The following is a 24,161-nucleotide window of genomic DNA, read 5'->3' on the forward strand; positions in this document are numbered from 1 at the left end:
CGGTGCGCGCCACACGCTTTTGTCCAGCCCGTTGGAGAACCCGCGCATGACCCGTGCCGCAGACCTTGTCGAGACCGATGCGAGCGAGCGCATCAGTGAGGAGCTGATCCAGCTGCTGCACCGCGCCGGCTCCTCCGAGGAGCTTGCGGCCTGCCTGGCGCGCGTGGAGTCGCTTCCCGACGCAACGGCCCGCAAGCCAGACCTTCTGGAGCTGGTGCGCATGGCGATGGCCATTCGCAACCGCCTGGACGTGCAGCACCAGCGCGAGAGCGGGATGCTGGCCGTCATCGAGTCCGCGCGCGACCTCTCCAGCCGCCTGGACCTGCCCGAGCTGCTGGCCACGGTGGTGTCGCGGGCCCGCCGGCTCCTGGGGTCGCAGGTGGCTTGGCTGTCGGCCTACGACGCGGGCCTGGACGCCTTTCACGTGCTGACGGCCGATGGCGCGTTGTCGCGCGGCACCGGTGAGATGCTGGCGGGGCGCGACCTGGGTATCGTGAGTGTGGTGGTCCAGACCCGGCTGCCCTTCACCACCGCCGACTACCTGCATGACACCCGCTTCCCCCACGACCCGCAGCTGGACGTGACGTTTCGGGAGGAGGGCATTGCCGCGGTGGTCGGGGTGCCGCTGCTGTGGGAGGACGAGGTCATCGGCCTGCTCTTCGTGGCCGACCGGTACCACCGGACGCATACCGCGCACAACATCTCCATCCTCAGCACCCTGGCGACGCATGCGGCCGTGGCCATCAAGAACGCCATGGCGTTCGAGCAGACCCATGCGGCGCTGCGCAGTGCCGAGATGGCCCATGCGCAACTGGAGCGACATGCCCTGAGCGTGCAGGCTGCGGCCGAGGCGCATGACCAGATGACCACGCTGCTGGCCAAGGGCGCCACGCTGGCCACCATCTGCCAGTCGGTCGCGCAGATCATGGAGGGCGAGGTGCTGGTGCTCGACGAGGTCGGCCAGACCATCGGTCGGGGCGCAGCCGAGGGCTACCAGGGCCAGGGTGCCGGTGCGTACCGACCCCATGGAGAGCACAGCGACGCTCTGTCACGTGCGCTGGGTGACAGCCGCCGCATCGGTCGCTCGGTGGTGGCCTACGAAGCGCTGGGCGAGACCTGCCGCCTCATCACGGTGATCGGTGGCAACGATGTACTCGGAACGATGCTGCTGTTCAGCGGGGCGGCGCTGGATGAAGTGGCGATACGCACGTATGAGCGATGCGCGAGCATCGTGGGCATCGTGCTGCTGTCGCGAGAGCGCGCGGAGGCCTCGCAAAGCCGTGATCTGTCCAGCCTGCTGCGCAGCCTGCTGTCACCCCGCCAGGACGACCTTCACCTGCTCGGCGACCGTGCCGGGCGGTTCGGGGTGGACCTGTCGCGGCCCACGTCCCTGCTGTTGCTGGAAACACGCGCCCCCGAGACCGGGTACCTGGCACGGTGGCTGCGCTCCGCGCAGGTGCTGCCGCACATCCTCTTCGATGAAATCGATGGCGTGCTGACCGTGCTGTGTGCCACGACCCGCGCGGACGATGTCCGGCGCACCATCGACAGCGCGGCACGGCAGCATTTCGGGGCGGGCTTCCTCGGAGTGGTCTCTCGCCCCATCGCGCAGCCTTCGGAGATCCCCGCACTCCACTCGTCGCTGCGCCGTGCGCTTCCGGTGATGGCCCGCGTGGGCATGCGCGGAGTGATCATCGGCCAGAACGAGATGGCGCTGTACTCCACGCTGTTCGAGACGCATGACCAGGCAAGCCTGCATGCCTATCTCCAGAGCACCATCGGCGCCCTCGTCGCCTATGACGCAAAGCGGGGCTCGGAGCTGGTGGCCACGCTGCTGGCCTACTTTGATTGCAACCAGAACGCCAAGGCCGCAGCCGAGCGGCTGGGCATCCATGTGAACACCATCCGGCAGAGGCTGGCGACCGCGGAAGGACTGGCCGGGCACTGGGGCAACGCGCTGCGTGCGCTGGAGATCCATGTGTCCTTGAGGCTCTGGGTCCTCAGTGGGCGCACGCAGGCCTGACCTGCGCGGGCAGTGCAGGGCAGGGCTTCGCCGCAGGGCGAGCACCGCACCTGCCGCAAGCCGGTGCGATGGTGGTGAGCACGCGGGCTGGCGGCCCCTCAGCCCCAGGACAGCGCCGAGAGATCGTTGGCAAAGATCGGCGCGTCCTTCCACAGCCCGCGCAGGTTGCGCGCCGCCACGGTGATGAACTGCGGCTGGTAGAGGTAGGTGTGCACCGCGTCCTCGGCCAGCAGCCGCTGGGCGTCGCCCAGGTAGCGCTGGCGGTCCGCCGTGCGCAGGCTGCTCTTGGTCTTCTCGAAGATCTCGTTGAACTTGGCCGACTGGTAGCCCCAGTAGTACTCGGGCTTGGTGTAGTTCACCAGGTCGAAGGGCTCCACATGCAGGATCAGGGTGAGGTCGTAGTTCTTCTGGCCATAGGTTCCGCTGATCCACTGCGCCCATTCGACGTTCTGGATCTTGGCGATGATCCCGATCTTGGCGAGCTGGGCCGCGATCAGCTCGCCGCCCTGGCGCGCGTAGGGCGGCGGGGGCAGCACGAAGCTCAGTTCCAGCGGCGTCTTGACGCCGGCTTCCGCCAGCAGGCGCTTGGCCTTCTCGATGTCGAAGGGGTTCACGCCCGTGGTGTCCACGTAGCCGGGCGCGCCGGGCACATAGTGGCTTCCGATCGGTACGCCACGGCCATCCACGGCAGCGGCGATGACGGCCTTGCGGTCGATGGCCGATGCAATGGCCCGGCGCACGCGGACATCGTCCAGCGGCTTCCTGGCGTTGTTGAGGGCCAGGATGGTCTTGCCGCGCGAGGCATTGAAGACCACCTGGAAGCGCTTGTCCCGCTCGAACTGCGGCAGGGTGCGCGATACGGACGCGTGCGGAAACAGGTCCACGTCACCCGCCAGCAGGGAGGTGGTCTGCGCGGCCGGCTCGGAGATGAAGCGGAAGGTCACGCGCGGGATCTGCACTGCGTTGGCATCGCGCCAGCCCGCCCATTTGGTCAGCGCGATCAGCGAGCCCTTGTTCCAGGCGCCCAACTGGTAGGGGCCCGTGCCCACGGGACGGGTTTCGTTGGTGTCTGCGGTCTTGGGCTCGACGATGATGGCCGTGGCTTGCCCCAGCAGGAACAGCAGGTCGGGCTCGATGTCCTTGTTGAGCACGACCACGGTGTGCTCGTCGACCACGCGCGTCGTGAGGCCGCTGAAGAGGCGCCGGTCCTTGTTGGTGCTCTTCTCGCCGCCCGCGCGGTCGAACGAGAACTTCACGGCCTGCGCATTGAAGGGCTCTCCATTGTGGAACCTGATGCCCTTGCGCAGCCTGAAGGTGGTGGTCTTCAGATCGGGCGACACCTCCCAGCTCTCGGCCAGCAGGGGGTTGACGCTGCCGTCGGACTGGATCTTGGTGAGCGTCTCGAAGATGTTGTAGAGCACCACTTCGGCGATCTCCGCGCCCGCCTTGGCGGTCGGATCGAGCCCTGTGGGCTCCAGCGTCAGGCCGATCACGAGGCTGTCTTTCTTCTTCTGCGCAAATGCGCGGGGCACGGCCATTGGGGTTGCGGCGGCTGCGGCGCCACTGGCCAGCAAGGTACGGCGTTTCAACAAGTTGGATTCCTGGGGAAGAGGAGATGTTCGATGTCGGGAATGCGCCACTGCACAAAGAATGCAAGGGCACGCAAGTGCGCCGCATCATCTGCGAGGGGCGGGGCGCCGTGCAACCAGATGCTTATGACCGAATCGTCCATGAGCACGCATGCGGGCCCATGGCGATCGGTTGCCCCCTGGAGCGCCGTGGCGGAACGCAGGTTTTCCACCTTTGCTTCCTCGGAATGGGTCTAAGAAGAAGAATCGTTGTGCCCCTTGCCGGCGTGGCGATCCGGCCGGGGGCGCATTGCCTACACCGCGCCCCGGTTCCGTAGTAGCATGGAAGCGCCGCAGCACCAGCGGCTTCCTCCCTCGTGACCATCACGAGTTCAAGCCCGCCTCCATACGGGCTTTTTTCCGTGCGGTGCAGGGCGGATCGGGCAGGCTGCCGACCTGCGGCCTGTACCGTGAGCGAGGCTCCGGGCAGGCCTGCGCAGGTCGGATGCAAAAAATTTTGGTGCCGAAGTTTGCAAGCCCAAAAAATGGCGCTATAATTTGAGTCTTGCTGATGCAGACTGACGGTAACGACAGTAGTTCAGTGAAATGCGGGAATAGCTCAGTTGGTAGAGCGCAACCTTGCCAAGGTTGAGGTCGAGAGTTCGAGACTCTTTTCCCGCTCCAGATTCAAAAAGGGAAGCTTAGGCTTCCCTTTTTTCTTGGCGTTGCAATGCGCACCCGTGAGGGACGGCTTTGTGACCGGATGCGACAGGGCATTGCACACCCGCACGGCCCACGCTACGCTGCAGCGCAGGTCCGTACCGCGTACGCACCCCGCTGGCAGCCGGCGCCCCGATGGTGAAATTGGTAGACACTGCGGACTTAAAATCCGCCGCTTTCCTGAAAAGGGGCGTGCCGGTTCGACCCCGGCTCGGGGCACCAGATAACGGGTTGTAGCTATCAATTGCATAGCTTTCCTTTCCACCAGTCACTTGGCGGGCCTCCCCGCCTGGCCGCTGTCCACCCTGGCTCGCGCACAATGCATGCGGGACCACCCAGGAGTTGCGATGCCCCGCCCCCCGTACCTGTCGACGATCATCGCCCTGTGGCTCTCCTTCGGTGGGGCGGTGTGTGCGCAGGCTGCACCCGACGAGGTGCTGCTGGGCGGCCCCAAGGGCTATCCCCGTGGTGCCAGCGGGCCCCAGGTGCAGCACCTGGTCGGCACGGAGCGGCCGGAGAACCTGGTGGACTCCTTCAGCGGCGGGCTGGAAAAGCTGCTGCCCCACCGCACCGTGCGAAAAGGGGTGTCCGCCTCGCTGCTTGCACGCGCCGAGACGCCGCAGGCGTTCACCTACCTGCACGAGGGCCGGCGCCTGGGCGTCGAGGACTACCTTGCACGCCAGCGGGTGACGGGCCTGCTGGTCATCAAGGATGGCACGGTGGTGCTGGAGCGCTACCAGTACGGGCGCTCGGAAACCACGCGCTTCCTGTCGGCGTCGATGGCCAAGTCCATCGTCGGGCTGCTGGTGGGCATTGCGGTGGAAGAAGGGCGGATCGGTTCGATCGACGACCTGGCCCGGCAGTATGTCCCGGCCCTGGCGGGCCATCCGTATGGCGAGACGTCCATCAAGGACCTGCTGCAGATGTCCTCGGGCGTGGGCTTCGCGGAACAGTACGATGGCCGGGACGACCTGGCCGCGCTGATCCGTGACACCATCGAGCAGCAGTCTGCCGGTGCGGCAGCGGCGCTGCTGCCGTACGCCGAGCGGCGCGCGCCGGCCGGCCGCATGTTCTATTACTCTTCGGCCGACACCCAGGTGCTGGGCCTGGTGCTGCGTGCCGCCACCGGCATGCCGGTGGCCGACTACCTGGGCACGCGCATCTGGCAGCCCATGGGGGCGGAGGACGATGCCAGCTACCTCATCGACGCGGCCGGCCAGGAGGCGACCTTCGCCTTCCTGCATGCCAGGCTGCGCGACTTTGGCCGGCTGGGCATGCTGGCGGCCAACGGCGGTCGCGCCAACGGCCGGCAGATCGTGCCGGCCGCCTGGCTGCAACGCGCCACCGGGGCGGCCGCGCCGCATGCACAGCCGTTCATCGCCAGCTCCTACTTCGGCTATGGCTACCAGGTCTGGGTGTTTCCCGGCGAACAGCGGCGGTTTGCATTCATCGGCGTGCGTGGCCAGGTGATCTTCGTGGACCCGGCCCTGGGCCTGGTCCTGGTGCAGACCGCTGTCTGGAAGACGGCGGGTGACCGGGCGGCCCGTGCCGAGTTGCTGGCCTTGTGGCGCGGCATCGTCGAGCACTACGGTCAGTGGTAGTGGCGGGGGCCGGGCCTCGGCAGGCCCCGGCAGGCACCTGCTACTGCTTGGTGAGACCGAGCTTGCGGATGGTCTCACCCCACTGGTCGTAGGTGGTGCGCGTGAGCGCCGCCAGCGCGGCCGGGCTCGACGACTCGGCCTCGTAGGCGCCCTGGCGGAAGAAGTCGCGCGTGGCCGGCATGGCCAGCACCTGGGCCAGCGCGGCGTTGAGCCGCTCGAGCACCGGTGCGGGCATGCGGGCCGGCCCGTAGAAGCCGAGCCAGCTCGCCATGTCGATGCCGCTCACGCCCTGTTCGCCCATGGTGGGCACGTCGGGCAGCAGGGGGCTGCGTTGGGGAGCGGCCACGGCCAGCATGCGCACCTTGCCGGTGGCGGTGTTCTGGATGGCATTGGGCGCCGCGTCGAAGTAGAACTGCACGCGCCCCGCAAGGAAGTCCTTGGCCGCGTCGGCGCCGCCCTTGTAGGGCACGTGCACCGCATCCAGCCCGGCCTGGCGCACGAAGGCCTCGCCGTAGATGTGCGAGGAGGTGCCGGTGCCGAAGGAGGCATAGCCGATCTTGCCCGGGTTGGCCTTGATGTAGTCGACCAGCTCGCGCACCGTGCGTGCGGGCACGCTCGCATGCACGGTCAGCACCAGGGGCCCGCGCGCGCCCAGCGATATCGGCGTGAGGTCCTTGAACGGGTCGTAGCGCACGCTGGCCAGCGTCTGCGGGTTCTGCGCCACCACGGAGGAGGGCGCATACATCATGGTGTAGCCGTCGGGTGCGGCGCGGATCACCTCCTCGGTCGCCAGGATGAAGCTCGCGCCCGGCCGGTTTTCCACGATCACTGGTGTCTGCAGCACCTCGCCGAGTTTGGTGGCGACAAAGCGGGCCTGTGCGTCCGAGGCGCCGCCCGCCGCCAGGCCAAGCACGATGCGGATGGTGCGGCCCTTGGCGGGAAAGGGCTCGGCGCCCAGCGCGCCCAGCGGTGCCAGTGTCGTGCCGAGCGCGCCCAGCGCCAGCCCGGTGGCAAAGCGCCGGCGGCACAGGTGGAGTGGCATGCCGCTCATTGCTTGGCCAACCCGACCTGCTGCACCATCGCGCCCCATTGCTCGTACGTGGTGCGGGTGATGCTGGCGAACTCCTGCGGCGTGGTGCTGCCGGCCTCGTAGCCGCCGTTGCGGTAGAAGTCGCGCACCTGCGGCATGGCCAGCACCTGGGCCAGCGCGGTGTTGAGCCTGTCGACCACGGGCTGCGGCATGCGCGCCGGCCCGTAGAAGCCCAGCCAGCTGGGCAGGTCGAGCCCGGCATAGCCCTGCTCGGCGAAGGTGGGCACCTCAGGCAACGCGGAGATGCGTGCATTGGCCGCCACGGCCAGGATCTTCACCTTGCCCGTGCCCGCCGTGATGATCGCTGACGAGGCCGAGTCGAACATGTACTGCACGCGCCCGCCGATCAGGTCCTTGGCCGCGTCCGAGCCGCCCTTGTAGGGGATGTGCACCGCGTCGATGCCGGTCTTCTTCACGAAGGCCTCGCCGTAGATGTGCGACGAGGTGCCTGCGCCAAACGAGGCATAGCTGACCTTTCCGGGGTTGGCCTTCACGTAGGCGACCAGTTCCTTCACGTTGCTCACCGGCACGCTGGTGCTCAGCGACAGCACCAGCGGCCCGCGCCCGCCCATCGAGATGGCCGTGAAGTCCTTGAACGGGTCGTAGGGGACCTGGGCGAAGGTGTGCGGATTCTGCGCCATCGTGGACGAGGGTGCGTACATCAGCGTGTAGCCGTCGGCCGGCGCGCGCGCCACCTCACTGGCAGCCAGCATGGTGCTGGCACCGGGCCGGTTGTCGACGATGACGCTGGTGCCCAGCACCTCGCCCAGCTTCTGCGCCACGATGCGCGCCTGTGCATCGGTGCCCCCGCCCGCGGTGAAGCCCACCACGATGCGGATGGGCTTGCCGCCGCGTGCCGGAAAGTCCTGTGCCCGGGCCAGCGGCGCAAGGCCCCAGAAGGCCGCTGCGCCCGCGGCCAGGCCGAAGGCACGGCGGGTGCCGTGAAGTCGCTTCATCGATGTCTCCTTGGTTGTTGTTTGTATTTTGGTCTTTGAAATCATAAAAAGTCCATACAAGCCAGGGAAAACCCTGAAATCATGGCTTTTTATTTTGACAAAATGGAAAATGAAATCATAATTCAACGAAATCGACCACCCAAGGCAGTTATCCATGAAAACAGTCGTCCGTACCGACGAGCGCATCCTGACCTCCGACATCTTCGATCGCGACAGCCGCACGAAGCGGCCTGACCATGGCAGCTGGGCCGAGCCCGGCAAGAACATTCCGGTCTACCACCGCTGCGGCGTGCTGGTGGTCGGTGGCGGGCCCTCGGGCACCGCGGCGGCCGCTGCGGCTGCGCGGGCCGGCGCCGATGTGGCGCTGCTCGAGCGCTACAACCACCTGGGCGGCCTGTCCACCGGCGGCCTGGTGATCTGGATCGACCGCATGACCGACTGGGAGGGCCAGCTCGTGATCCGCGGCTTCGCCGAAGAGCTGTTCGAACGCCTGCCCGCCGACGCCATCGCCGGCCCGGTGCGCGAGGACTGGGGTTCGCAGGACGCGGCCAAGGCCGCACACTGGTCACAGCGCACGGCCGCCTACCACGGCGTGGTCACCTGGTCGCCGACCATCGACCCGGAGCGCCTGAAGCTGCTGAGCCAGGAGATCGTGCTGGAGCGCAAGGTCAAGCTCATCTACCACTCGTGGGCCGCCATCCCCATCGTGCAGGACGGCGCCGTCAAGGGCGTGGTGTTCGAGAGCAAGGAAGGCCGCATGGCCATCATGGCCGACGTGGTGGTGGACGCCACCGGCGACGGCGACCTGTTCGCCCGCGCTGGCGCGGCCTTCGTCAACGACATCGAAGAGGCCGACGTGCACCACTGCATGAACACCTCGTGGCTGTTCGGCGGCGTGGACATGAACCGCTGGATCGAATTCAAGGCCGGCCAGCCCGAGGCCTTCTCCGGCTTCATGGCGCGCGGGCGCGAGCAGCTCGGCCTGTTCGAGCGGCCCTTCGTCTCCTGGCGCAACGACGTGGCCCTTTTCATGGGGCCGCGCCAGTCGGGCTACTCGGCGCTGGACGTGGACGACCTCACCGCCGTGGAGGTGCGCTCGCACCGCGCCATGGCCGCGCACCTCGACTACTTTCGCGCCCATGCGCCAGGGTTCGAGGACGCCTTCCTGATGCTCAGCGCGCCGCAGATTGGCGTGCGCCATGCGCGGCGCCTGACCGGTGTGGGCGCGGTGTTGCGCAGCCAGTGGCCCGACGGCGTGGCACTGCCCGACGAGGTGGGCGTGACGCCCGCGGTGTCGCCCAAGTTCCCGAACATCTCCATCCCCTACGGCGCGCTGGTGCCGCAGCAGCTCGACGGCCTGCTGGCCTGTGGCCGCCACATCTCGTGCGACCGCAATTCGCACGGCTTCATGCGCGAGATTCCGCAGTGCTGGATCACCGGCCAGGCCGCGGGCGTAGCGGCGGCCCTGGCCTCGCAGGGCGGTGTCCAGCCGCGGGCGGTGGACGTGGCGGCGCTGCAGTCCGCGCTGCTGGCACAGGGCGTGTACCTGCGCCCTGGTGCCGGGCAGGGCGTGCAGGACCTTCAGGCGCCCGTGGCGGCCGAAGCCAGTGCGTGAGTGATTTGCCGTGCACCTGACCGATTCTCTTTCGCCAGCCTCTACAGTGCAGAGTCTTGCAAAGGGTTCTTCCATGTCCACTGACAAAAACGACACCTCCCTGTCTGCCGCCGACTCCGCCGATGCGCGTGGCGACCGGTCCGACACCGTGAGCGCGCTGGAGCGCGGCATTTCGGTGCTGCGCTGCTTCAGCGAAGAGCGCCCGGTGCTCGGCCATGCCGACATCGCGCGCATGACCGGCATCCCGCGGCCCACCATCAACCGGCTGGTCGCCACCTTGCTCTCGCTGGGCATGCTCAAGGCCGCGCAGGCGAGTGACCGCTTCATGCTCGGGCCGGGCGTGGTGTCGCTGTCGCGCGTGTTCCTGGGCAGCCTGGATGTGCGCGCCGCCGCTCGGCCCAGCATGCAGGCCATGGCGGAAGAGGTGGGTGCCTCGGTCTACCTGGCCATCCGCGACGGCATGGAGATGGTGCTGATCGAGGCCTGCCGGCCGCGCTCGTCGATGCTCTCGGCGAGGCTGGACGTGGGCTCGCGTGCGCCCCTGGCCAACTCGGCCCTGGGCCGGGCCTACCTGTCGGCCCTGCCCGAGGCGCAGCGCAACCAGCTGGTCGACTCGATGCGCCTGCTGCGCGGGCCCGAGTGGGACAGCATTGCGCCTGGCATGAACCGCGCCATCGGCGAAGCCCGGCGGCTGGGCTACTGCCTGTCGCTCGGTGAGTTCCACCGCGAGATCAATTCGGTGTCGGTGCCCCTCATAGGGCCTGACGGCGAGGTGATGGCGCTCAACGGCGGCGGTGCGGGCTTCGTCTTCACCGAAGAACGCCTGCGCAACGAACTGGCACCGCGCCTGCACGACATCGCGCTGACCATTGCGCGCGACATCGGGGGCCATGTGCCCACCCCTTTGCCGGGATAGCCCGGCACCCCACGACAACAAAAGAACGGAGACACAGGCCATGTACCTGAGCGATGAAGAACAAGCCATGATGGACGGCCGCGACGGGCCGGCCCTGCAGAAGGCGATGGACCTGCTGGTGCGCTACGGCGAGGCGCTGGGGGCAGAGCGGCTGGTGGAGACACGCAACGTCTGCGCCAGCATCACCTCGACCACGCCCTTCCAGCGCGATTTCGCGCTCGCCAAGGGTGGTGGCATGGACGCGGTGTTCTCCGAATTCAGCCTGGACAGCCAGGAGACCGTGAAGATCCCCAAGTTCAAGGTCTTCACCAGCCACCTGCAACTGGGCTTCGATCCCGGCCAGCCCGAGCGCATGGGCGTGAGCGAGGCGATCGTGAACTTCTACCACCAGAGCGAGCGCCACGCGGCCGGCCTGGGCGCGCAGATCATGAACACCTGCACGCCCTACCAGGTGGGCAACATCCCGACGCGTGGCGAGCACTGCGCATGGATGGAGTCGTCGGCCGTGGTGTACTGCAACTCGGTGCTGGGTGCGCGCACCAACACCGAAGGCCGCGAGAGCACGGGCGCCGCCATGCTCACCGGCCGCATTCCCTACTGGGGTTACCACCTGGACGAGAACCGCCTCGCCACGCACGTGGTGGAGCTCGACGTCGAGGTGGAATCGGTGCAGGACTGGGGCCTGCTCGGCTACTTCATGGGCGAGCATGTGCAGGAGCGCGTGCCCGTGGTGCACCGCAAGGGCGGCATCGGCAGGGTGCCCAACCTGCCGCGGCTCAAGCACTTCGGTGCAGCGGCGTCGTCTTCAGGCGGCGTGGAGATGTACCACATCGTCGGCGTCACGCCCGAGGCGTTGACGCTGGAGCAGGCCCTGGGCGGCCGCAAGCCGATGCAGGTGCTGCGCTACGGCGAGGCCGAGCGCCGTGCCACCTACGAAAAGATCAACGCCACCGGCAAGGATGCCGAGGTGCAGTACGTCATGCTGGGCTGCCCGCACTACACCATCGAGCAGATCTGGGAGGCCGCGCAGCTCATCGAGGGCCGCAGGATCCACCCCGATTGCGAGCTGTGGATCTTCACGCCGCGCGCCATCAAGTCGCTGGCCGACCGCAATGGGTACACGAAGATCATCGAGGATGCGGGCGGCATCCTCATGACCGACAGCTGCTCGGCCATGAGCCGTGCCGTGCCCAAGGGCACGAAGACCGTGGCGCTCGACTCGGCCAAGCAGGCGCACTACCTGCCCGCCATCCTGGGCGTGCAGGCGTGGTTCGGCAGCACGGCCGAATGCATCGACGCGGCCTGCACCGGCCGCTGGAACGGAGGACAGGCATGAGCGATGCAGTCGTCACTGATACAACCATCGTGATCCGCGGCCGCAAGGTGGTGGGCGGCGTGGCCGAGGGCGAGGCCCTGGTCACCCGCGACCGCATCTCGGGCTGGGGCGGCATCGATCCGCGCACCGGCACCGTCGTTGAGACCCGGCACGAACTGCGCGGCCAGAGCTTCGCGGGCAAGGTGCTGGTGTTCCCCGGGGCCAAGGGCTCCTCGGGCTGGTCGGCCATGTTCCACATGACGCGGCTCATGAACGTGGCGCCCGCGGCCTTTCTGTTCAACGAGATGACGACCAAGATGGCGCTGGGCGCCGTGGTCACGCACGCGCCATCGATGACCGACTTCGAGCGCGACCCGCTCGAGTGCATCGCCACCGGCGACTGGGTGCGCGTGGACGCCGACCGTGGCGTGATCGAGATCAGCAAGAAAAACCTGTCCGGAGACCGCCCATGACCCGCCCCCTGCGCAGCAACTTCCCGCGCGGCTCCTACCTCTGGTCGGTGCGCAACGCGCATTGGCGAGCGCTTGGCATCCCCGAAGAGGATTGCGAGAAGCCCAAGATCGCCATCGTCAACAGCTCCTCGGAGCTGGCCGCCTGCTTCAGCCACCTGGACCAGGTGGCGGCGGAGATCAAGACCGCCATCCGTGCGGCGGGCGGCGTTCCCTTCGAGATCCGCACGGCGGCGCCCAGCGACTTCATCACCGGCGCGGGCGCGCGCGGCGCCTACATGCTCGGCGCGCGCGACCTGGTGACCAACGACATCGAGGTTGCGGTCGAGGGCGCGCAGCTCGACGGCATGGTCTGCCTCACGTCCTGCGACAAGACCGTGCCGGGCCAGCTCATGGCGGCGGCGCGGCTGAACATTCCCACCTTGCTCGTGCCCTGCGGCTACCAGCCCAGCGGCGAGTACCGCGGCAAGCACATGGACATCGAGGAGGTGTTCATCGGCGCCATGCACGCGGTGACCGGCCACCTGCCGGTGGAAGAGCTGGTGGGCATGAGCCGCGAGGCGATCCGCGGGCCGGGCGTGTGCTCGGGCCTGGGCACGGCCAACTCCATGCACATCGTGTGCGAGGCGCTCGGCCTGGCCCTGCCCGGCAGCGCGCCGGTGGCGGCGCTGAGCGCCAAGATGATGGCCGACGTGCGCGCGGCCGGTGCACGCATCGTGCAGATGGTGCTCGATGACCTCAAGCCACGCGACATCCTCACCCCCGGTGCCTTTGCCAATGCGGTGCGCGCGGTGCTGTCCGTCGGCGGCTCGCTCAACACCGCCAAGCACCTGCAGGCCGTGGCGACCGAAGGGGAGTGCGGGGTCGACGTGTACGGGCTGTTCGAGAGCCTGGGCCCGACCACACCGGTGCTGGCCGGCGTGCGGCCCATCGGCCACCATTCCATCGAAGCCTTCGAGGCCGCGGGCGGTTGCCGCGCGCTCATGAAGCAACTCGCGCCCCTGCTCGATACCAGCGCGCTCACCGTGACGGGTGGCACGGTAGCCGACAACCTGCGCGGTACCGAAGTGGCCGATGCCGAGGTGATCCGCCCCATCGGCAACCCCGTGGCGCCGCTGCCGGCCATCGTGCTGCTGCGCGGCAACCTGGCGCCCGAGTCGGGCCTCATCAAGACCGGCATCGTGGAGCGCAAGGTGCGCCGCTTCACCGGACCGGCCGTGTGCTTCTGGACTTCGGACGCGGCCATCGCGGCGCTCAAGAACGGCGAGATCGTGCCCGGCCAGGTGGTGGTGATGCGCGGTGCCGGTGCCTGCGGTGGCCCGGCCATGGGCGGCGGTGCATCGCGCGTGGTCTTTGCGGTCGACGGTGCGGGCCTGGGCGACCAGGTCGCGATCCTGACCGACGGCCACCTCTCGGGCCTGGTCTGCAAGGGCCTGGTCGTTGCCGAGGTCTCGCCCGAGGCAGCGTTGGGCGGGCCGCTCGGCCTGGTGCGCGATGGCGACGTGATCACCATCGACCTCGATGCACGGCGCCTCGATATTGCGCTGACCGACGCCGAACTGCAGGCGCGCCGCGCCGACTGGCAGGCGCCTGCACCGGCGTTCGACACCGGCTGGCTGCAGCAGTACCGGCGCAACGTGAGCCCCCTGTCCAAGGGTGCGGTGCTGGTGCGCACCGAGCTGTCCGGCTAAGCCCTTTTTCCCCGGCTTTTCGCCAACCGGTGCGGACCCGAGTCCGCCCCCGGTGGCGCAGCCATGCGCGATTGTCGAGTGAGTGAGTTGTTCAACCAGAGAAGAAAGAAGCAGGAGACAAAACCATGAAGATGAAAAAACCACTGTGGATCTGTTCGGCCATTGCACTGGCCTGTGGCGCGGCGCACGCGCAATCGAGTGTCACCCTGTTCGGCGTGGTGGACCTGGGGGTCCAGTACACCAAGGGCGGGGGCAATGGCTCGGTGCGGGCGCTGTCCAACGGCGGGCTCTCGACCAGCCGCATCGGCTTTCGCGGCACCGAGGACCTGGGCGGCGGCCTGCGCGCGGGCTTCTGGCTCGAAGGCAGCCTGAATCCCGACAGCGGCACCGGCCGGGCCAGCAACACCAACAACCAGACCACGGGCGCGACCACGGCCGGGCCGCTCACCTTCGACCGCATGTCCTATGTGAGCCTGTCGCACGACAGTTTCGGCGAGGTTCGCCTGGGCCGCGACTTCATTCCCACGCACTACAACAGCATCTATTTCGACCCCTTCAACGCCAACGGCGTGGCGCGGGCCGGCAACCTCACCTTTGCAGGCGTGGGCACCGGGCCCTTGCCCACCGCCATTACCGGCAGCAACACGGTTAGCTACTGGCTGCCGGGCAAGCTCGGCGGCCTCTACGGCATGGCGATGGCGGGTACCGGAGAGAACGATTCCAGCGTGGCGAACAGCGACGACGGCAACTTCGCGGGAGCGCGCCTGGGCTATGCCTCGGGCCCCTTCGACATCGCGGCGGCTGTCACGCGCACGCAGTTCAGCAGCACCGCCGCCATCGGCAACTACACGCATGCCAACATCGGCGGTACCTGGGATGCGGGCTTTGCCAAATTCTTCGTGCTCTACAACCGCGTGGCGGTGAAGCTCGCAGCCGGTTCCGTGCGCAAGAACACGGCCGAGATCGGCGCGCACATCCCGGCGGGTGAGGTGGGTCGCATCCGGCTGAGCTATGCCATCCTGGACGACCGCAGCGACAGCGGCCTGCGCACCGCCGGGGGCCTGGCACGCAGCGGCGACGACGCGCGCCAGCTCGGCGCCGGCTACGTGCACAACCTGTCCAAGCGCACCGCGCTCTACGGCACCTGGGCACGGATCTCGAACAAGGGCGAGGCGCGCTACGTGGTCAGCGGTGGTGCGGCACCGGCCGGCGGGCGCAGTTCGTCGGGCTGGGAGTTCGGCGTGCGCCACCTCTTCTGAGAAAGGGGCCGCACATGCGACGCAGACACCTCATCACCCTGGCGGCCGGCGCAGCACTGCCGGCGGTGCAGGCCTTCGGGGCCGAGTCCTTTCCGGACAAGCCCCTGCGCCTGATCGTGGGCTTTGCCCCCGGCGGCGGTGCCGACGCCCTCACGCGCATCATCGCGGAGGGGCTGTCCAAGCAGCTCGGCCAGCAGGTGATCGTGGAAAACCGCCCCGGCGCCGACGGCGTGCTGGCGGCCCAGGCCACCTCGTCCGCCCGGCCGGATGGCTATACGCTGCTGATGGGCACCAACACCGCCATGGTGGCGGCACCCACGCTGCGGCCCACGCCGCCCTACGATCCGTTCAAGGCCTTCACGCCCATCAGCTCGGCCGGGCAGTTCTCGATGTTCCTGGTGGTGCCGGCCAGCCTGCCGGCCAGGAGTGTGGGCGAGCTGCTGGCCCTGGTCGCGGCCAAACCCGGCGCCTACAACTCGGCATCGAGCAACAGCGCCTCCGAACTGGCCATGCTGCAGCTGCTGGGTGAGCAGCGCAAGGTGGTCAACGCGCGCTACAAGGGCGACATGCAGGCCATGACCGATCTGCTGGGCGGGCAGATCCACATGATGTTCACCACCGGCACGCTGGCGCCGGGCTTCGTGAAGGAGGGGCGCATCCGCGCGCTGGCCACGCTGCTGCCCCAGCGCAGCGGCCTGTTGCCCGATGTGCCCACGGGCGCCGAGCTCGGGCTGGGCACGCTCACCATCACGCCGTGGGCGGGCTTCTTCGGGCCGCCGGGGCTGCCCAAGGCCATTGCCGACAAGCTGTCGCAGGAGCTGCAGAACACCCTGAAGCGGCCCGAGGTGCAGGCGCAACTGGTGCAGCAGGGCTTCGAGGGCTACGGCATGAACCCGGCGAAGTTCGCCGAGTTCTTCCGCACGCAGTACGACGCGTTCGGCGCCACCGTGCGCCAGCACAACGTGAAGTTCGAGTAACCCGCACGGCCCTGTGCCGTGCAAGCGGACGGGTTACAGCCCGGCGGCACCCGCGGCAGCAGCCTCGGGCCCCTCGGTGGGCCTGGCGAGCGGCAGCCGGACGCTGGCGACCAGGCCCGGGCCATGCGGCGCCGGGTCCAGCGCCAGCCGCCCGCCCATCAGCTGCGCGTAGCGCGCCACGATGGACAGCCCCAGCCCCGCACCCTGGCCCAGGCGCATGCCCTGGTCGCCCTGTGCCCAGCGCTGCAGCAGCCGCTGGGCCAGGGCGGCATCCACCCCGGGGCCGTTGTCGATCACGCCCAGCACGGCATGCCCGTCCTGCACCTGCAGCGCCACGGTGATGCGCGGTGGATGGCCGCGCCCGTAGCGCAGTGCGTTGTCCAGCAGGTTGTTCAGGATCCCTTCGACGAGGGCGGCGCTCGCGCGCACCTCCACCGCCTGCTCCAGGCCTTCGGCACCGAGGTCCACGCCCAGGGCGTCTGCGCGCGGCAGAAAGCGCAGCAGCACATCGCGCACCTGGGTGGAAAGATCCATGGGCTGCAGCGCCAGCGCAATGCCGCCCTCGGCCGCACGCGCCAGTGCGAGCAACTGGTCGACCGTGCGGCTTGCACGCTGTTCGGACGCGCGGATGCCTTCGAGCTCGCTGCGCCAGACGGCGGGGTCGTCCTGCGCCAGCGCGTGCGCGGCCTGTGCGCGGATGCCTGCCAGCGGCGTGCGCAGCTCGTGCGCCACATTGCCGGCGAACTCGCGCTGGGCATGCAGGCTGTGCTGCACCCGCGCCAGCAGGCCATCCAGGGCTTCCCCCAGGCGCTGCACATCGCTGCTGTCCGCCCGCTGCGTCAGTGCCTGGGGCAGGGGCTGCAGGTCGGCCGCGTCGCGTTGGTCCACCGCATCCTGCAGTGCGGTCAACGGCCGCAGGTCGCGCTCGATGCCGCGCAGAAGCCACGACCCCAGCACCACCAGCAGCCACAGCTGGGCCAGGCCTGAATACACCAGCAGCCGGCGCAGCAGGTGCGTGCGCTCGGCCGTGGTCTGCGCCATGACCACCGTGAAGGAGGGCGTTCCCGGGGTGAGCAAGGTCACGCGGCGCAGCTCCAGTCCCTCGCGCGCGAGTTGCGAGAACGCATGGGTGCTGCCGGGGGTGATCGTGCCTGCTGTCAGGTCCCGGTCGCCCGCGATGAAGTTGCCGCCGGGTCCGTACACCGCAAACCACACGGTCTCGCTCTGGTCGAAGCGCAGCAGATCCATCTCGCGCGGCGTCAGCTCCAGCCGCAGCCCGCTGGCTCCCTGGCCATCGCGGTCACGGAGGCCGCCGCCATGCACCAGCGCCGCCAGCGCATGGGCATCGTCCAGCAGGGCCCGGTCGAAAGCCTGGGCCACGAAGTGGTTGCCCACGCCCAGCATCACGGCGCTGCCCAGCCCCCAGATCAAGAGCAGCGACAGCAGCACGCGGCGCCCGATGCGCTGGCGCAGCGCGGGAGGGTGGCGCTGGCTGCTAGCGGGTGCTGCCGGCATCGTCCTCCAGCACATAGCCCAGACCGCGCAGGGTGCGGATGGTGGCGCCGCTGTCCGCGATCTTGCGCCGCAGGCGCGAGAAGGAGGCTTCCAGTGCATTCTCTCCCAGCACCTCGCCCGCGTCCGACAGACGTGCCGAGAGGTCGCCCTTGCTCAGCACGCGGCCGGGGGGCGTCATCAGCTCCCACAGCAGGTCGAATTCGCGTGCGGGCAGTTCCAGCGGCTGCCCTGCAATGCTCACGCGGCGCGCCAGCCGGTCCAGCGCCAGCCGGCCCACGGTGACCAGGTCGGCCGTGCCGCTGGCACGGCGCAGCAGCGCGCGCAGCCGGGCTTCGACCTCCTTGAGCTCATAGGGCTTGCCCAGGTAGTCGTCGGCCCCGGCGTCCAGCCCGGCGATGCGTTCTTCGGTGCTGTCGCGTGCGCTGAGCACCAGCACGGGGGTACGGTCGCCGCGTGCGCGGGCGGCGCGAAGGGCGGTGAGCCCGCTGCCCAGGCCGCTGCGGGCGTGGGCAGCGTGGGGCAGGTTCAGGTCCAGCAGCACGGCATCGAAGGCCTGCACGGCCCACCAGTGCTGTGCATCTTCCACCGTGCAGGCCAGCTCGACGCGGTGGCCCGCGCTTTCCAGGCCCCGGGCCATGGTGCGGCTCAGCACGGGATCGTCTTCCACCAGGAGGAGGCGCATGGGAGGAGGAGGGGCTACGTGGAATTACGCATGGCCGATATCAGCCTGCGATCAGGTTCGATGGGGATAGTCCTCTCCAGCATACCCCAGCCCTGTGCGGCATCGCCAGGCCACCTGGGGTATCCCAAAAATCTTCATGGAGACAAATTTCATGGTCAACCGCAATATGGTCCGGGGCTTCGCCCTGATGGCCCTGGCGCTGGGCTTCGGCGTGCCGTCGATGGGGTATTCGCTGGGCCAGCTCAGCCGTGCCGGCCCGGGGCTGTTTCCGTTCATCGTCAGCTGCATGCTGTTCGCCATCGGGCTTGTCACCGTGGTGCGTGCGCGCCTGGTGGCGCCGGTGCCCATGGATTTCCAGTTCCGCAACATCGCCGTCATCCTCGCCAGCCTGTGCGGCTTCGCGGCCCTGTCGCACTTCGTGAACATGATCGCCGGCATCGTCTTCCTGGTGTTCTGCTCGGGCTTCGCCGGCACCTCGTACTCGGTGGTGCGCAACCTCAAGATTGCGGCGGTGCTGGTGGGCATCGCCTTCATGTTCCAGAAGCTTCTGGGCGTCAACCTGCCACTCTACTGAGGTCGCCATGGACGTTCTCCACAACCTTGCGTTCGGCTTCAGCCACGCACTGACACTGCAGAACCTGATGTTCTGCGCCCTGGGCTGTACGGTGGGCACCCTGGTGGGCCTGCTGCCGGGCCTGGGCCCGCTGGCCACCATCAGCCTGTTGCTGCCGCTGACCTACTCCATCGACACCACCGGCGCGCTGATCATGCTGGCCGGCATCTACTACGGGGCGCAGTACGGCGACAGCGTGAGCGCCATCACCATGAAAATCCCGCACGCCAGCTCCATCGTGGCGTGTATCGACGGGTACCAGATGACCTTGAAGGGCAAGACCGGCCTGGCGCTGTTCACGGCGGGGGTCTCCAGCTTCATCGGCGGCACGGTGGCCATCGTGGTGCTGGCCTTCCTGGCCCCCAGCCTGGGTGAGGTGGCCTTCCTGTTCGGCCCCGCGGACTACTGCGCGCTGATGCTGGTGGGCTTCGTGTGCGTGAGCTTCGTCACCACCGGCAGCCTGCTCAATGGCCTGGCCATGTGCATGGTGGGCGTGCTGCTGGGCTCGATCGGCACCGACGTCAACAGCGGCCTGGCGCGCTTCACCTTCGACATGCCCTTCCTGGCCGACGGCGTGGGCATCGTGAGCATTGCGCTGGGCTGCTTCGGCATCGCCGAGATCACCAAGAACCTGGATGCGCGCGAAGAGCGCTCGCCCTTCAACGGCAAGATCAAGCTGATGCCCACCTGGCCCGAGTTCAAGCGCATCATCCCGAGCGCCCTGCGCGGCAGCGTGGTGGGCTCCATCCTGGGCATCCTGCCCGGCGGCGGCCCGGTGATCGCGCAGTTCGCGGCCTATGCCCTGGACAAGAAGGTCAGCAAGTACAGGCACGAGATCGGCAATGGCTCCATCGAGGGCGTGGCCGGCCAGGCCGCTGCCGACGAGGCTGCCGCGCGCACCAGCTTCATCCCGCTGATGAGCATCGGCATCCCCGAGAACGCGGTGATGGCGCTGATGATGGCCGCATTCATCATCAAGGGCTCCAGCCCGGCCCGAACATGATCGCCGGCCACCCCGAGCTTTTCTGGGGCCTGGTGGCCAGCATGTGGATCGGCAACTGCTTCCTGCTGATCCTGAACGTGCCGCTGGTGCGCTACTGGCTGTCGGTCTTCAAGATCCCGTACAACGTGCTCTTCCCCGCCATCCTGTTCTTCTGCTGCATCGGTACCTACAGCATCAACAACAACCTGGACGACGTGTTCATCACCGTGGCCTTTGGCGCCTTGGGCTACCTCTTCATGCGGCTGGCGATGGACCCCTCGCCGCTGATGCTGGGCTTCATCCTGGGCCCCATGCTGGAGGAGAACTTCCGCCGCTCCATGCTGCTCTCGCGCGGCAGCTTCGAGGTGTTCGTGAACCGCCCGATCAGCGGCACGCTGATCGGGCTCATCGTCCTGTTCATCCTGTGGCAGACGGTGTCCTTCTTCCGCCAGCGCGGCAGCGGCGCCAAGAAGCTGGAGGCCGAGCCAGCCGCCGCCTGAGCTGGTGTTGCTGGCTTGCTATGAAGAGAGGGGCTGGCCGCCATGGGGCCAGCCCTTTTTTTTGTGGTGTCCACCGGGCGGGGGATGGGGACCGTTGCGCGGCGCCGCCAGGACATTCCCACTCCGGGGGGGGGCTGGAGCGGTGGCGTCGATTCGGTCCGGCGATCGCTTGCTTAGTGAAGAGCCGTCTGTCTAGGAAAATTCCAGATTGTGAAAAAGCAAGCAAATTTCCTGGCGCGGGCCGGTTCTCTGGATGCCGGCTCCGGCGGTGGCCACGCCGCTCCCTGGCAGGACGGCGCCGCGCAGGTTCCCCGGGACACCCTTGGCGCCATGAGAAAATAGCGCTATCGTGGGGCCGAAAGGATGCGCCAGCGCAAGCACAGGTCCCCATTTTTCCCCAGATCCAGGGCGAGCCAGAGGCATGAGGCTTGCCGATCCCGGCCCCGGGTTCCATTACGATTCGAAAATCATGTCAAGTTACAACGCACCCTTCGAAATCCACGTCCATGGCCAGGTCCAACTGCGCGCCGATGCCAGCTTCGAACAGATCCAGGAGGCCCTGAAGCCCTTGTGGAAATACGCTGGCGCGCGTTCGCTGGCCGATGGCGCTGCCAGCGCCTACGAGGAAGAGCCCGGCATCAAGTTCGACGCCCAGGAGCATCTGCTCCAGATGTGCTGGACGGTGCGCGGCGACGAGGATTTCCGCCAGTCGCTCGACGAGATGTGCATGAGCCTCAACGAGCTCTCCGAACTGGGCGCGGCCATCGAGGTCACGTTCTACGACGCGGACTTCGACGAAGAGGACGACGACGGTGGCGAGGGTGCCGAGTCGCGCGACGACTTCCTGATGCTCTTCGTGGGCCCCACGCCCGCAGCCATCATGCAGGTGCAGCGCGACCTGCTGGTGCAGGACGTGGTGAACATGATGGAGCGCCACTTCGACGGCGCCGAGCTCGGTGGCGTGGTGGCCGAGATCGACAAGCTGTTCAGCCAGCGTTTCGACGCCCTGGTGAATTCGCTGGAGATCGGCAAGCCACCGCGCGGCCCGGGTGGCGGCGGTTCTGGCGGCAGCGGCCATGGTGGCGGTGGCCGCCGTCCGCGCCACCTGCACTGATCGATCCTGCATCTCACCTGCATCCACGGACCCTTCGGGGATGCAGGGAGCGTGACGCATGACGACGATTGCCCCCGCACTGCTGCCCTACCTGCAGTCCTACCCCGCACCCTTGCAGCAGCAGGCGCGCGAGCTGCTCGCCCAGGGGCGCCTGGGTATGGCGTTGCAGAAGAAGTACCCTGCGGCCCACGCCGTACGCAGCGACAAGGCCCTGTACGACTATGCGCAGGAGCTCAAAAACCGCCATCTGCGCAATGCGGGCACCATCAACAAGGTGCTGTTCGACAACAAGATCCACGTGGTGCGGCATGCCCTGGGCCTGCACACCACGGTGTCACGCGTGCAGGGCAACCGGCTTGCAACCAAGCACGAGATCCGCATTGCCGCGATGTTCAAGCAGGGGCCCGACGAGTTCCTGCGCATGATCGTCGTGCACGAACTCGCGCACCTGCGCGAGAAAGACCACGGCAAGGCCTTCTACCAGCTGTGCCAGCACATGGAGCCGCAGTACCACCAGTACGAGTTCGACCTGCGCCTGTACCTCACGCATGTGGAGCACTCGGGCGAGAGGCTCTGGGGTGGCGAACCGGCCTGACTGGCTACTGTGCGCAGGGGCTTGCCCGCTCCCGTGCGCGGGCGGTGCTCAGTTCATTGCCAGTTGCAGCGCTCCTGGGCCGGCACGGGCTCGGGTGCCGGTTTGCCATTGTCGCGGTTGAAATCGAAGCCGGTGATCACGACCAGCCTGCGGTAGCGCTGCGAACCATCGGCCATGGGCCTGGCCGGGGGCGTGCCGAAGGGGGCCGAGGCCTGCACGACCTTGAGCATGTGCTCGTCCAGCGCGCGGTCTTGCGATGACTGCAGCACATCGGCCTGGATCACTGCGCCGTCGTTGGCCAGGGTGACGCCCACCACGCCCTGGCCGTAGAGCCGGTTCCCGTCCTTGCTCGGGAAATGGCGCGTGCCGCAGTCTTCGATGCGCCGCTTCATGCGCGCGTAGTAGGTCTTCATGGGCGCGCTCATGTTGGCGCCGGGCGAGATGTACAGGTCCCGGGGCGGGTTGGCGCGGCCTTCAATCTCGGCAATGCGGGCACGCAGCCGCTGCTTGCGCACGGTCTCCGGCATCTCCGCCAGCTGGCGCTTGAGGTCGCGCAGCATTTCGCGCTGGGCTTTTTCCAGCTCGGCAATCTGCGCGGCCTGCTCTGCGGGCGATGCAGAAGAAGACGGAGAGGGGGGCGTGGCAGGGGCCGGCTGCGCGGCCGCGCAAGCGGCGGCCAGGGCGCATACCAGGGCCATGAGGGGCCGGATTCGCATGGTGGTCATCGTCAATGGAAGGCTGGGAAATCCGGCGGCATGCCGGATCAGAGCGCGCTGTGTTCCGTGGTTTCCGAGGCGATCGCCACGGTCTCGCAGCGGCCGGCGGGCACGTCCAGCCAGCGCTGCGCGGCGGCCTGCAACTGGGGCAAGCCGCCGGTGGTGAGCAGTTGCAGCGGTGCTGGCGCCACGCCCGGCCCGGCCAGCAGGCCGGCCCCTTCGAGCAGCCGCCGCGTCTGGCGCGCCACGGGCTCGCCGGTCTCGATGAAGCGCACCGCGGGGCCCACCAGCGTGCGCAGGTCGCGTTCGGCAAAGATGTAGTGCGTGCAGCCCAGCACCAGGGTGTCCATCTCGCCTGCGCCAGTGCCAAAGGCACCCATGGCCTGGATGTAGCGTTCGCACAGCTCCCAGGTCTCGGTGCCCTGGGGGCTGGTGGGCACAGGTTGGTCCACGCTGCGCTCGATGGCATGGGCCAGGCCGTCGCAGGGCTGCACCACGAACTCGGTGGCGCCCTGCAGGCTGGCCAGCAGCTTGCCGAACTTGGCGCTGGTCAAGGTGCCGCGCGTGCCGATCACGCCCACGCGCCCGGTGCGGGTGGCGGCCAGGGCGGGCTTGATGGCCGGCTCCAGCCCCACCAGCGGCAGCGCCGGGTAGCGGCTGCGCACCTCGTGGATGGCCGCCGCCGTGGCCGTGTTGCAGGCCACCACCAGCGCCTTGATGCCATGCTGCTCCAGCAGGTGGCGGGTGATGGCATGCGTGCGCGCACCCACATAGGCATCGCCGCGCTCGCCGTAGGGGGCATGCGCGCTGTCGGCCAGGTAGACGAAGCGCTCGTGCGGCAGCTCGGCGCGCAGGGCCCGCAGCACGCTCAGGCCACCCACGCCGCTGTCAAACACACCAATGGGCTGGGAATTCGGGGAGGTCATGGGAGAAAGGAATAGGGCGGAGCAGGCATGCGATCGATGCCCCGCACTGTAACGCTGCCGGGCCCTTGGTGCACGGATGGCGGCGCGAAAACCCGTGACCGCTGCTGGACTCGCCCGGGTGCGCGGACGGCCCAGAAAAAATCCCCCGGCCGCGCCTTGTGCGCTGCCGGGGGACCGTGGCTCAGCCGGGAGTGTCTGCGTTTCAGGCCGCGGCTACCTCGATGCCGCGGAACTCGCCCGTGGCGATGCGCTTTTGCCACTCGGCCGGCCCGGTGATGTGGGCACTGGTACCGCCGGCATCCACCGCCACCGTCACC

The 24,161-nt window shown here is 68.2% G+C and carries 19 protein-coding genes, 2 tRNA genes and 1 pseudogene; 15 read left to right on the forward strand and 7 right to left on the reverse strand.

Annotated features, from left to right (window positions below):
- Window positions 1-46 precede the first annotated feature (46 nt).
- Window positions 47-2,023: a GAF domain-containing protein gene (locus PMI14_RS15980; protein ID WP_007856070.1), complete on the forward strand. Its 1,977-nt coding sequence runs from the start codon at window positions 47-49 to the stop codon at window positions 2,021-2,023.
- Window positions 2,024-2,121: 98 nt separating this feature from the next.
- Here PMI14_RS15980 and PMI14_RS15985 read toward each other — a convergent pair whose 3' ends face one another.
- Window positions 2,122-3,615 (reverse strand): ABC transporter substrate-binding protein, encoded by a 1,494-nt coding sequence (locus tag PMI14_RS15985; RefSeq protein ID WP_007856072.1) that lies wholly within the window; start codon window positions 3,613-3,615, stop codon window positions 2,122-2,124.
- A gap of 584 nt (window positions 3,616-4,199) precedes the next feature.
- On the opposite strand from PMI14_RS15985, the gene PMI14_RS15990 reads away from it, so the two are divergent.
- The 3 genes from PMI14_RS15990 (at window position 4,200) to PMI14_RS16000 (ending at window position 5,912) form a co-directional block, all read left to right on the forward strand.
- A tRNA-Gly gene (locus PMI14_RS15990) sits at window positions 4,200-4,275 on the forward strand.
- Between the two features lie 165 nt (window positions 4,276-4,440).
- Window positions 4,441-4,533, forward strand: a tRNA-Leu gene (locus PMI14_RS15995).
- 125 nt (window positions 4,534-4,658) lie between these two features.
- Window positions 4,659-5,912, forward strand: coding sequence for a serine hydrolase (locus PMI14_RS16000; RefSeq protein ID WP_007856074.1), 1,254 nt, complete (start codon window positions 4,659-4,661; stop codon window positions 5,910-5,912).
- A gap of 40 nt (window positions 5,913-5,952) precedes the next feature.
- Here the strand turns inward: PMI14_RS16000 and PMI14_RS16005 are convergent, their stop codons facing one another.
- Window positions 5,953-6,963, reverse strand: a complete 1,011-nt coding sequence (locus tag PMI14_RS16005) for a tripartite tricarboxylate transporter substrate binding protein (RefSeq protein ID WP_007856075.1) — start codon at window positions 6,961-6,963, stop codon at window positions 5,953-5,955.
- Entirely contained in the window at window positions 6,960-7,958 is a 999-nt protein-coding gene (locus PMI14_RS16010) for a tripartite tricarboxylate transporter substrate binding protein (protein ID WP_007856076.1), read from the reverse strand. Before PMI14_RS16010 ends, PMI14_RS16005 begins: the two co-directional genes overlap by 4 nt.
- 154 nt (window positions 7,959-8,112) lie before the next feature.
- Here PMI14_RS16010 and PMI14_RS16015 point away from each other — a divergent pair, with 154 nt between their 5' ends.
- The 7 genes from PMI14_RS16015 (at window position 8,113) to PMI14_RS16045 (ending at window position 16,201) form a co-directional block, all read left to right on the forward strand.
- Window positions 8,113-9,573, forward strand: a complete 1,461-nt coding sequence (locus PMI14_RS16015; RefSeq protein WP_007856077.1) for an FAD-dependent oxidoreductase — start codon at window positions 8,113-8,115, stop codon at window positions 9,571-9,573.
- 73 nt (window positions 9,574-9,646) lie between these two features.
- Window positions 9,647-10,489, forward strand: coding sequence for an IclR family transcriptional regulator (locus PMI14_RS16020; RefSeq protein WP_007856078.1), 843 nt, complete (start codon window positions 9,647-9,649; stop codon window positions 10,487-10,489).
- A gap of 40 nt (window positions 10,490-10,529) precedes the next feature.
- On the forward strand, window positions 10,530-11,825 hold the full coding sequence (locus PMI14_RS16025; RefSeq protein ID WP_007856079.1) for an aconitase X catalytic domain-containing protein: 1,296 nt from the start codon (window positions 10,530-10,532) through the stop codon (window positions 11,823-11,825).
- Window positions 11,822-12,277, forward strand: a complete 456-nt coding sequence (locus tag PMI14_RS16030) for an aconitase X swivel domain-containing protein (protein ID WP_007856080.1) — start codon at window positions 11,822-11,824, stop codon at window positions 12,275-12,277. The genes PMI14_RS16025 and PMI14_RS16030 overlap by 4 nt, the downstream gene beginning before the upstream one ends.
- On the forward strand, window positions 12,274-13,965 hold the full coding sequence (locus tag PMI14_RS16035) for a dihydroxy-acid dehydratase (protein ID WP_007856082.1): 1,692 nt from the start codon (window positions 12,274-12,276) through the stop codon (window positions 13,963-13,965). The genes PMI14_RS16030 and PMI14_RS16035 overlap by 4 nt, the downstream gene beginning before the upstream one ends.
- Before the next feature lie 125 nt (window positions 13,966-14,090).
- The gene (locus PMI14_RS16040; RefSeq protein ID WP_007856083.1) at window positions 14,091-15,224 is read left to right on the forward strand and encodes a porin; all 1,134 of its coding nucleotides are present in this window, start codon (window positions 14,091-14,093) and stop codon (window positions 15,222-15,224) included.
- A 14-nt stretch (window positions 15,225-15,238) separates the two neighbouring features.
- Window positions 15,239-16,201, forward strand: a complete 963-nt coding sequence (locus PMI14_RS16045) for a tripartite tricarboxylate transporter substrate binding protein (RefSeq protein WP_007856086.1) — start codon at window positions 15,239-15,241, stop codon at window positions 16,199-16,201.
- A 33-nt stretch (window positions 16,202-16,234) separates the two neighbouring features.
- On the opposite strand, the gene PMI14_RS16050 is transcribed toward PMI14_RS16045, so the two are convergent.
- Together PMI14_RS16050 and PMI14_RS16055 are read right to left on the reverse strand one after the other, a co-directional pair.
- Window positions 16,235-17,716, reverse strand: a complete 1,482-nt coding sequence (locus PMI14_RS16050; protein ID WP_007856087.1) for a sensor histidine kinase — start codon at window positions 17,714-17,716, stop codon at window positions 16,235-16,237.
- A complete protein-coding gene (locus tag PMI14_RS16055) occupies window positions 17,697-18,398 on the reverse strand; it encodes a response regulator transcription factor (protein WP_007856089.1) in 702 nt (233 codons plus the stop codon). Before PMI14_RS16055 ends, PMI14_RS16050 begins: the two co-directional genes overlap by 20 nt.
- A 151-nt stretch (window positions 18,399-18,549) precedes the next feature.
- On the opposite strand from PMI14_RS16055, the gene PMI14_RS16060 reads away from it, so the two are divergent.
- The 4 genes and pseudogenes from PMI14_RS16060 (at window position 18,550) to PMI14_RS16075 (ending at window position 22,202) form a co-directional block, all read left to right on the forward strand.
- Complete coding sequence (locus PMI14_RS16060; RefSeq protein WP_007856097.1) at window positions 18,550-18,972, forward strand: tripartite tricarboxylate transporter TctB family protein; 423 nt, start codon at window positions 18,550-18,552, stop codon at window positions 18,970-18,972.
- A gap of 7 nt (window positions 18,973-18,979) precedes the next feature.
- Window positions 18,980-20,493: pseudogene (locus PMI14_RS16065) on the forward strand (tripartite tricarboxylate transporter permease).
- 469 nt (window positions 20,494-20,962) lie between these two features.
- Window positions 20,963-21,607, forward strand: a complete 645-nt coding sequence (locus PMI14_RS16070; protein ID WP_035204089.1) for a DUF6806 family protein — start codon at window positions 20,963-20,965, stop codon at window positions 21,605-21,607.
- Between the two features lie 58 nt (window positions 21,608-21,665).
- The gene (locus tag PMI14_RS16075; RefSeq protein WP_007856105.1) at window positions 21,666-22,202 is read left to right on the forward strand and encodes a M48 family metallopeptidase; all 537 of its coding nucleotides are present in this window, start codon (window positions 21,666-21,668) and stop codon (window positions 22,200-22,202) included.
- Window positions 22,203-22,255: 53 nt separating this feature from the next.
- On the opposite strand, the gene PMI14_RS16080 is transcribed toward PMI14_RS16075, so the two are convergent.
- On the reverse strand, window positions 22,256-22,918 hold the full coding sequence (locus PMI14_RS16080) for a TonB family protein (RefSeq protein ID WP_157405899.1): 663 nt from the start codon (window positions 22,916-22,918) through the stop codon (window positions 22,256-22,258).
- Between the two features lie 47 nt (window positions 22,919-22,965).
- Entirely contained in the window at window positions 22,966-23,844 is an 879-nt protein-coding gene (gene murI / locus PMI14_RS16085) for a glutamate racemase (RefSeq protein ID WP_007856116.1), read from the reverse strand.
- Window positions 23,845-24,161: the final 317 nt, after the last annotated feature.

The organism is Acidovorax sp. CF316 (assembly GCF_000276605.1).
In the GTDB taxonomy this organism is placed as follows: domain Bacteria; phylum Pseudomonadota; class Gammaproteobacteria; order Burkholderiales; family Burkholderiaceae_C; genus Acidovorax.

Coding starts and splice junctions, on each gene's coding strand:
- PMI14_RS15980 (WP_007856070.1), top strand. CDS start 47: ATGACCCGTGCCGCAGACCTTGTCGAGACCGATGCGAGCGAGCGCATC.
- PMI14_RS16000 (WP_007856074.1), top strand. CDS start 4,659: ATGCCCCGCCCCCCGTACCTGTCGACGATCATCGCCCTGTGGCTCTCC.
- PMI14_RS16005 (WP_007856075.1), bottom strand. CDS start 6,963: ATGAGCGGCATGCCACTCCACCTGTGCCGCCGGCGCTTTGCCACCGGG.
- PMI14_RS16010 (WP_007856076.1), bottom strand. CDS start 7,958: ATGAAGCGACTTCACGGCACCCGCCGTGCCTTCGGCCTGGCCGCGGGC.
- PMI14_RS16015 (WP_007856077.1), top strand. CDS start 8,113: ATGAAAACAGTCGTCCGTACCGACGAGCGCATCCTGACCTCCGACATC.
- PMI14_RS16020 (WP_007856078.1), top strand. CDS start 9,647: ATGTCCACTGACAAAAACGACACCTCCCTGTCTGCCGCCGACTCCGCC.
- PMI14_RS16025 (WP_007856079.1), top strand. CDS start 10,530: ATGTACCTGAGCGATGAAGAACAAGCCATGATGGACGGCCGCGACGGG.
- PMI14_RS16030 (WP_007856080.1), top strand. CDS start 11,822: ATGAGCGATGCAGTCGTCACTGATACAACCATCGTGATCCGCGGCCGC.
- PMI14_RS16035 (WP_007856082.1), top strand. CDS start 12,274: ATGACCCGCCCCCTGCGCAGCAACTTCCCGCGCGGCTCCTACCTCTGG.
- PMI14_RS16040 (WP_007856083.1), top strand. CDS start 14,091: ATGAAGATGAAAAAACCACTGTGGATCTGTTCGGCCATTGCACTGGCC.
- PMI14_RS16045 (WP_007856086.1), top strand. CDS start 15,239: ATGCGACGCAGACACCTCATCACCCTGGCGGCCGGCGCAGCACTGCCG.
- PMI14_RS16050 (WP_007856087.1), bottom strand. CDS start 17,716: ATGCCGGCAGCACCCGCTAGCAGCCAGCGCCACCCTCCCGCGCTGCGC.
- PMI14_RS16055 (WP_007856089.1), bottom strand. CDS start 18,398: ATGCGCCTCCTCCTGGTGGAAGACGATCCCGTGCTGAGCCGCACCATG.
- PMI14_RS16060 (WP_007856097.1), top strand. CDS start 18,550: ATGGTCAACCGCAATATGGTCCGGGGCTTCGCCCTGATGGCCCTGGCG.
- PMI14_RS16070 (WP_035204089.1), top strand. CDS start 20,963: ATGTCAAGTTACAACGCACCCTTCGAAATCCACGTCCATGGCCAGGTC.
- PMI14_RS16075 (WP_007856105.1), top strand. CDS start 21,666: ATGACGACGATTGCCCCCGCACTGCTGCCCTACCTGCAGTCCTACCCC.
- PMI14_RS16080 (WP_157405899.1), bottom strand. CDS start 22,918: ATGCGAATCCGGCCCCTCATGGCCCTGGTATGCGCCCTGGCCGCCGCT.
- murI (WP_007856116.1), bottom strand. CDS start 23,844: ATGACCTCCCCGAATTCCCAGCCCATTGGTGTGTTTGACAGCGGCGTG.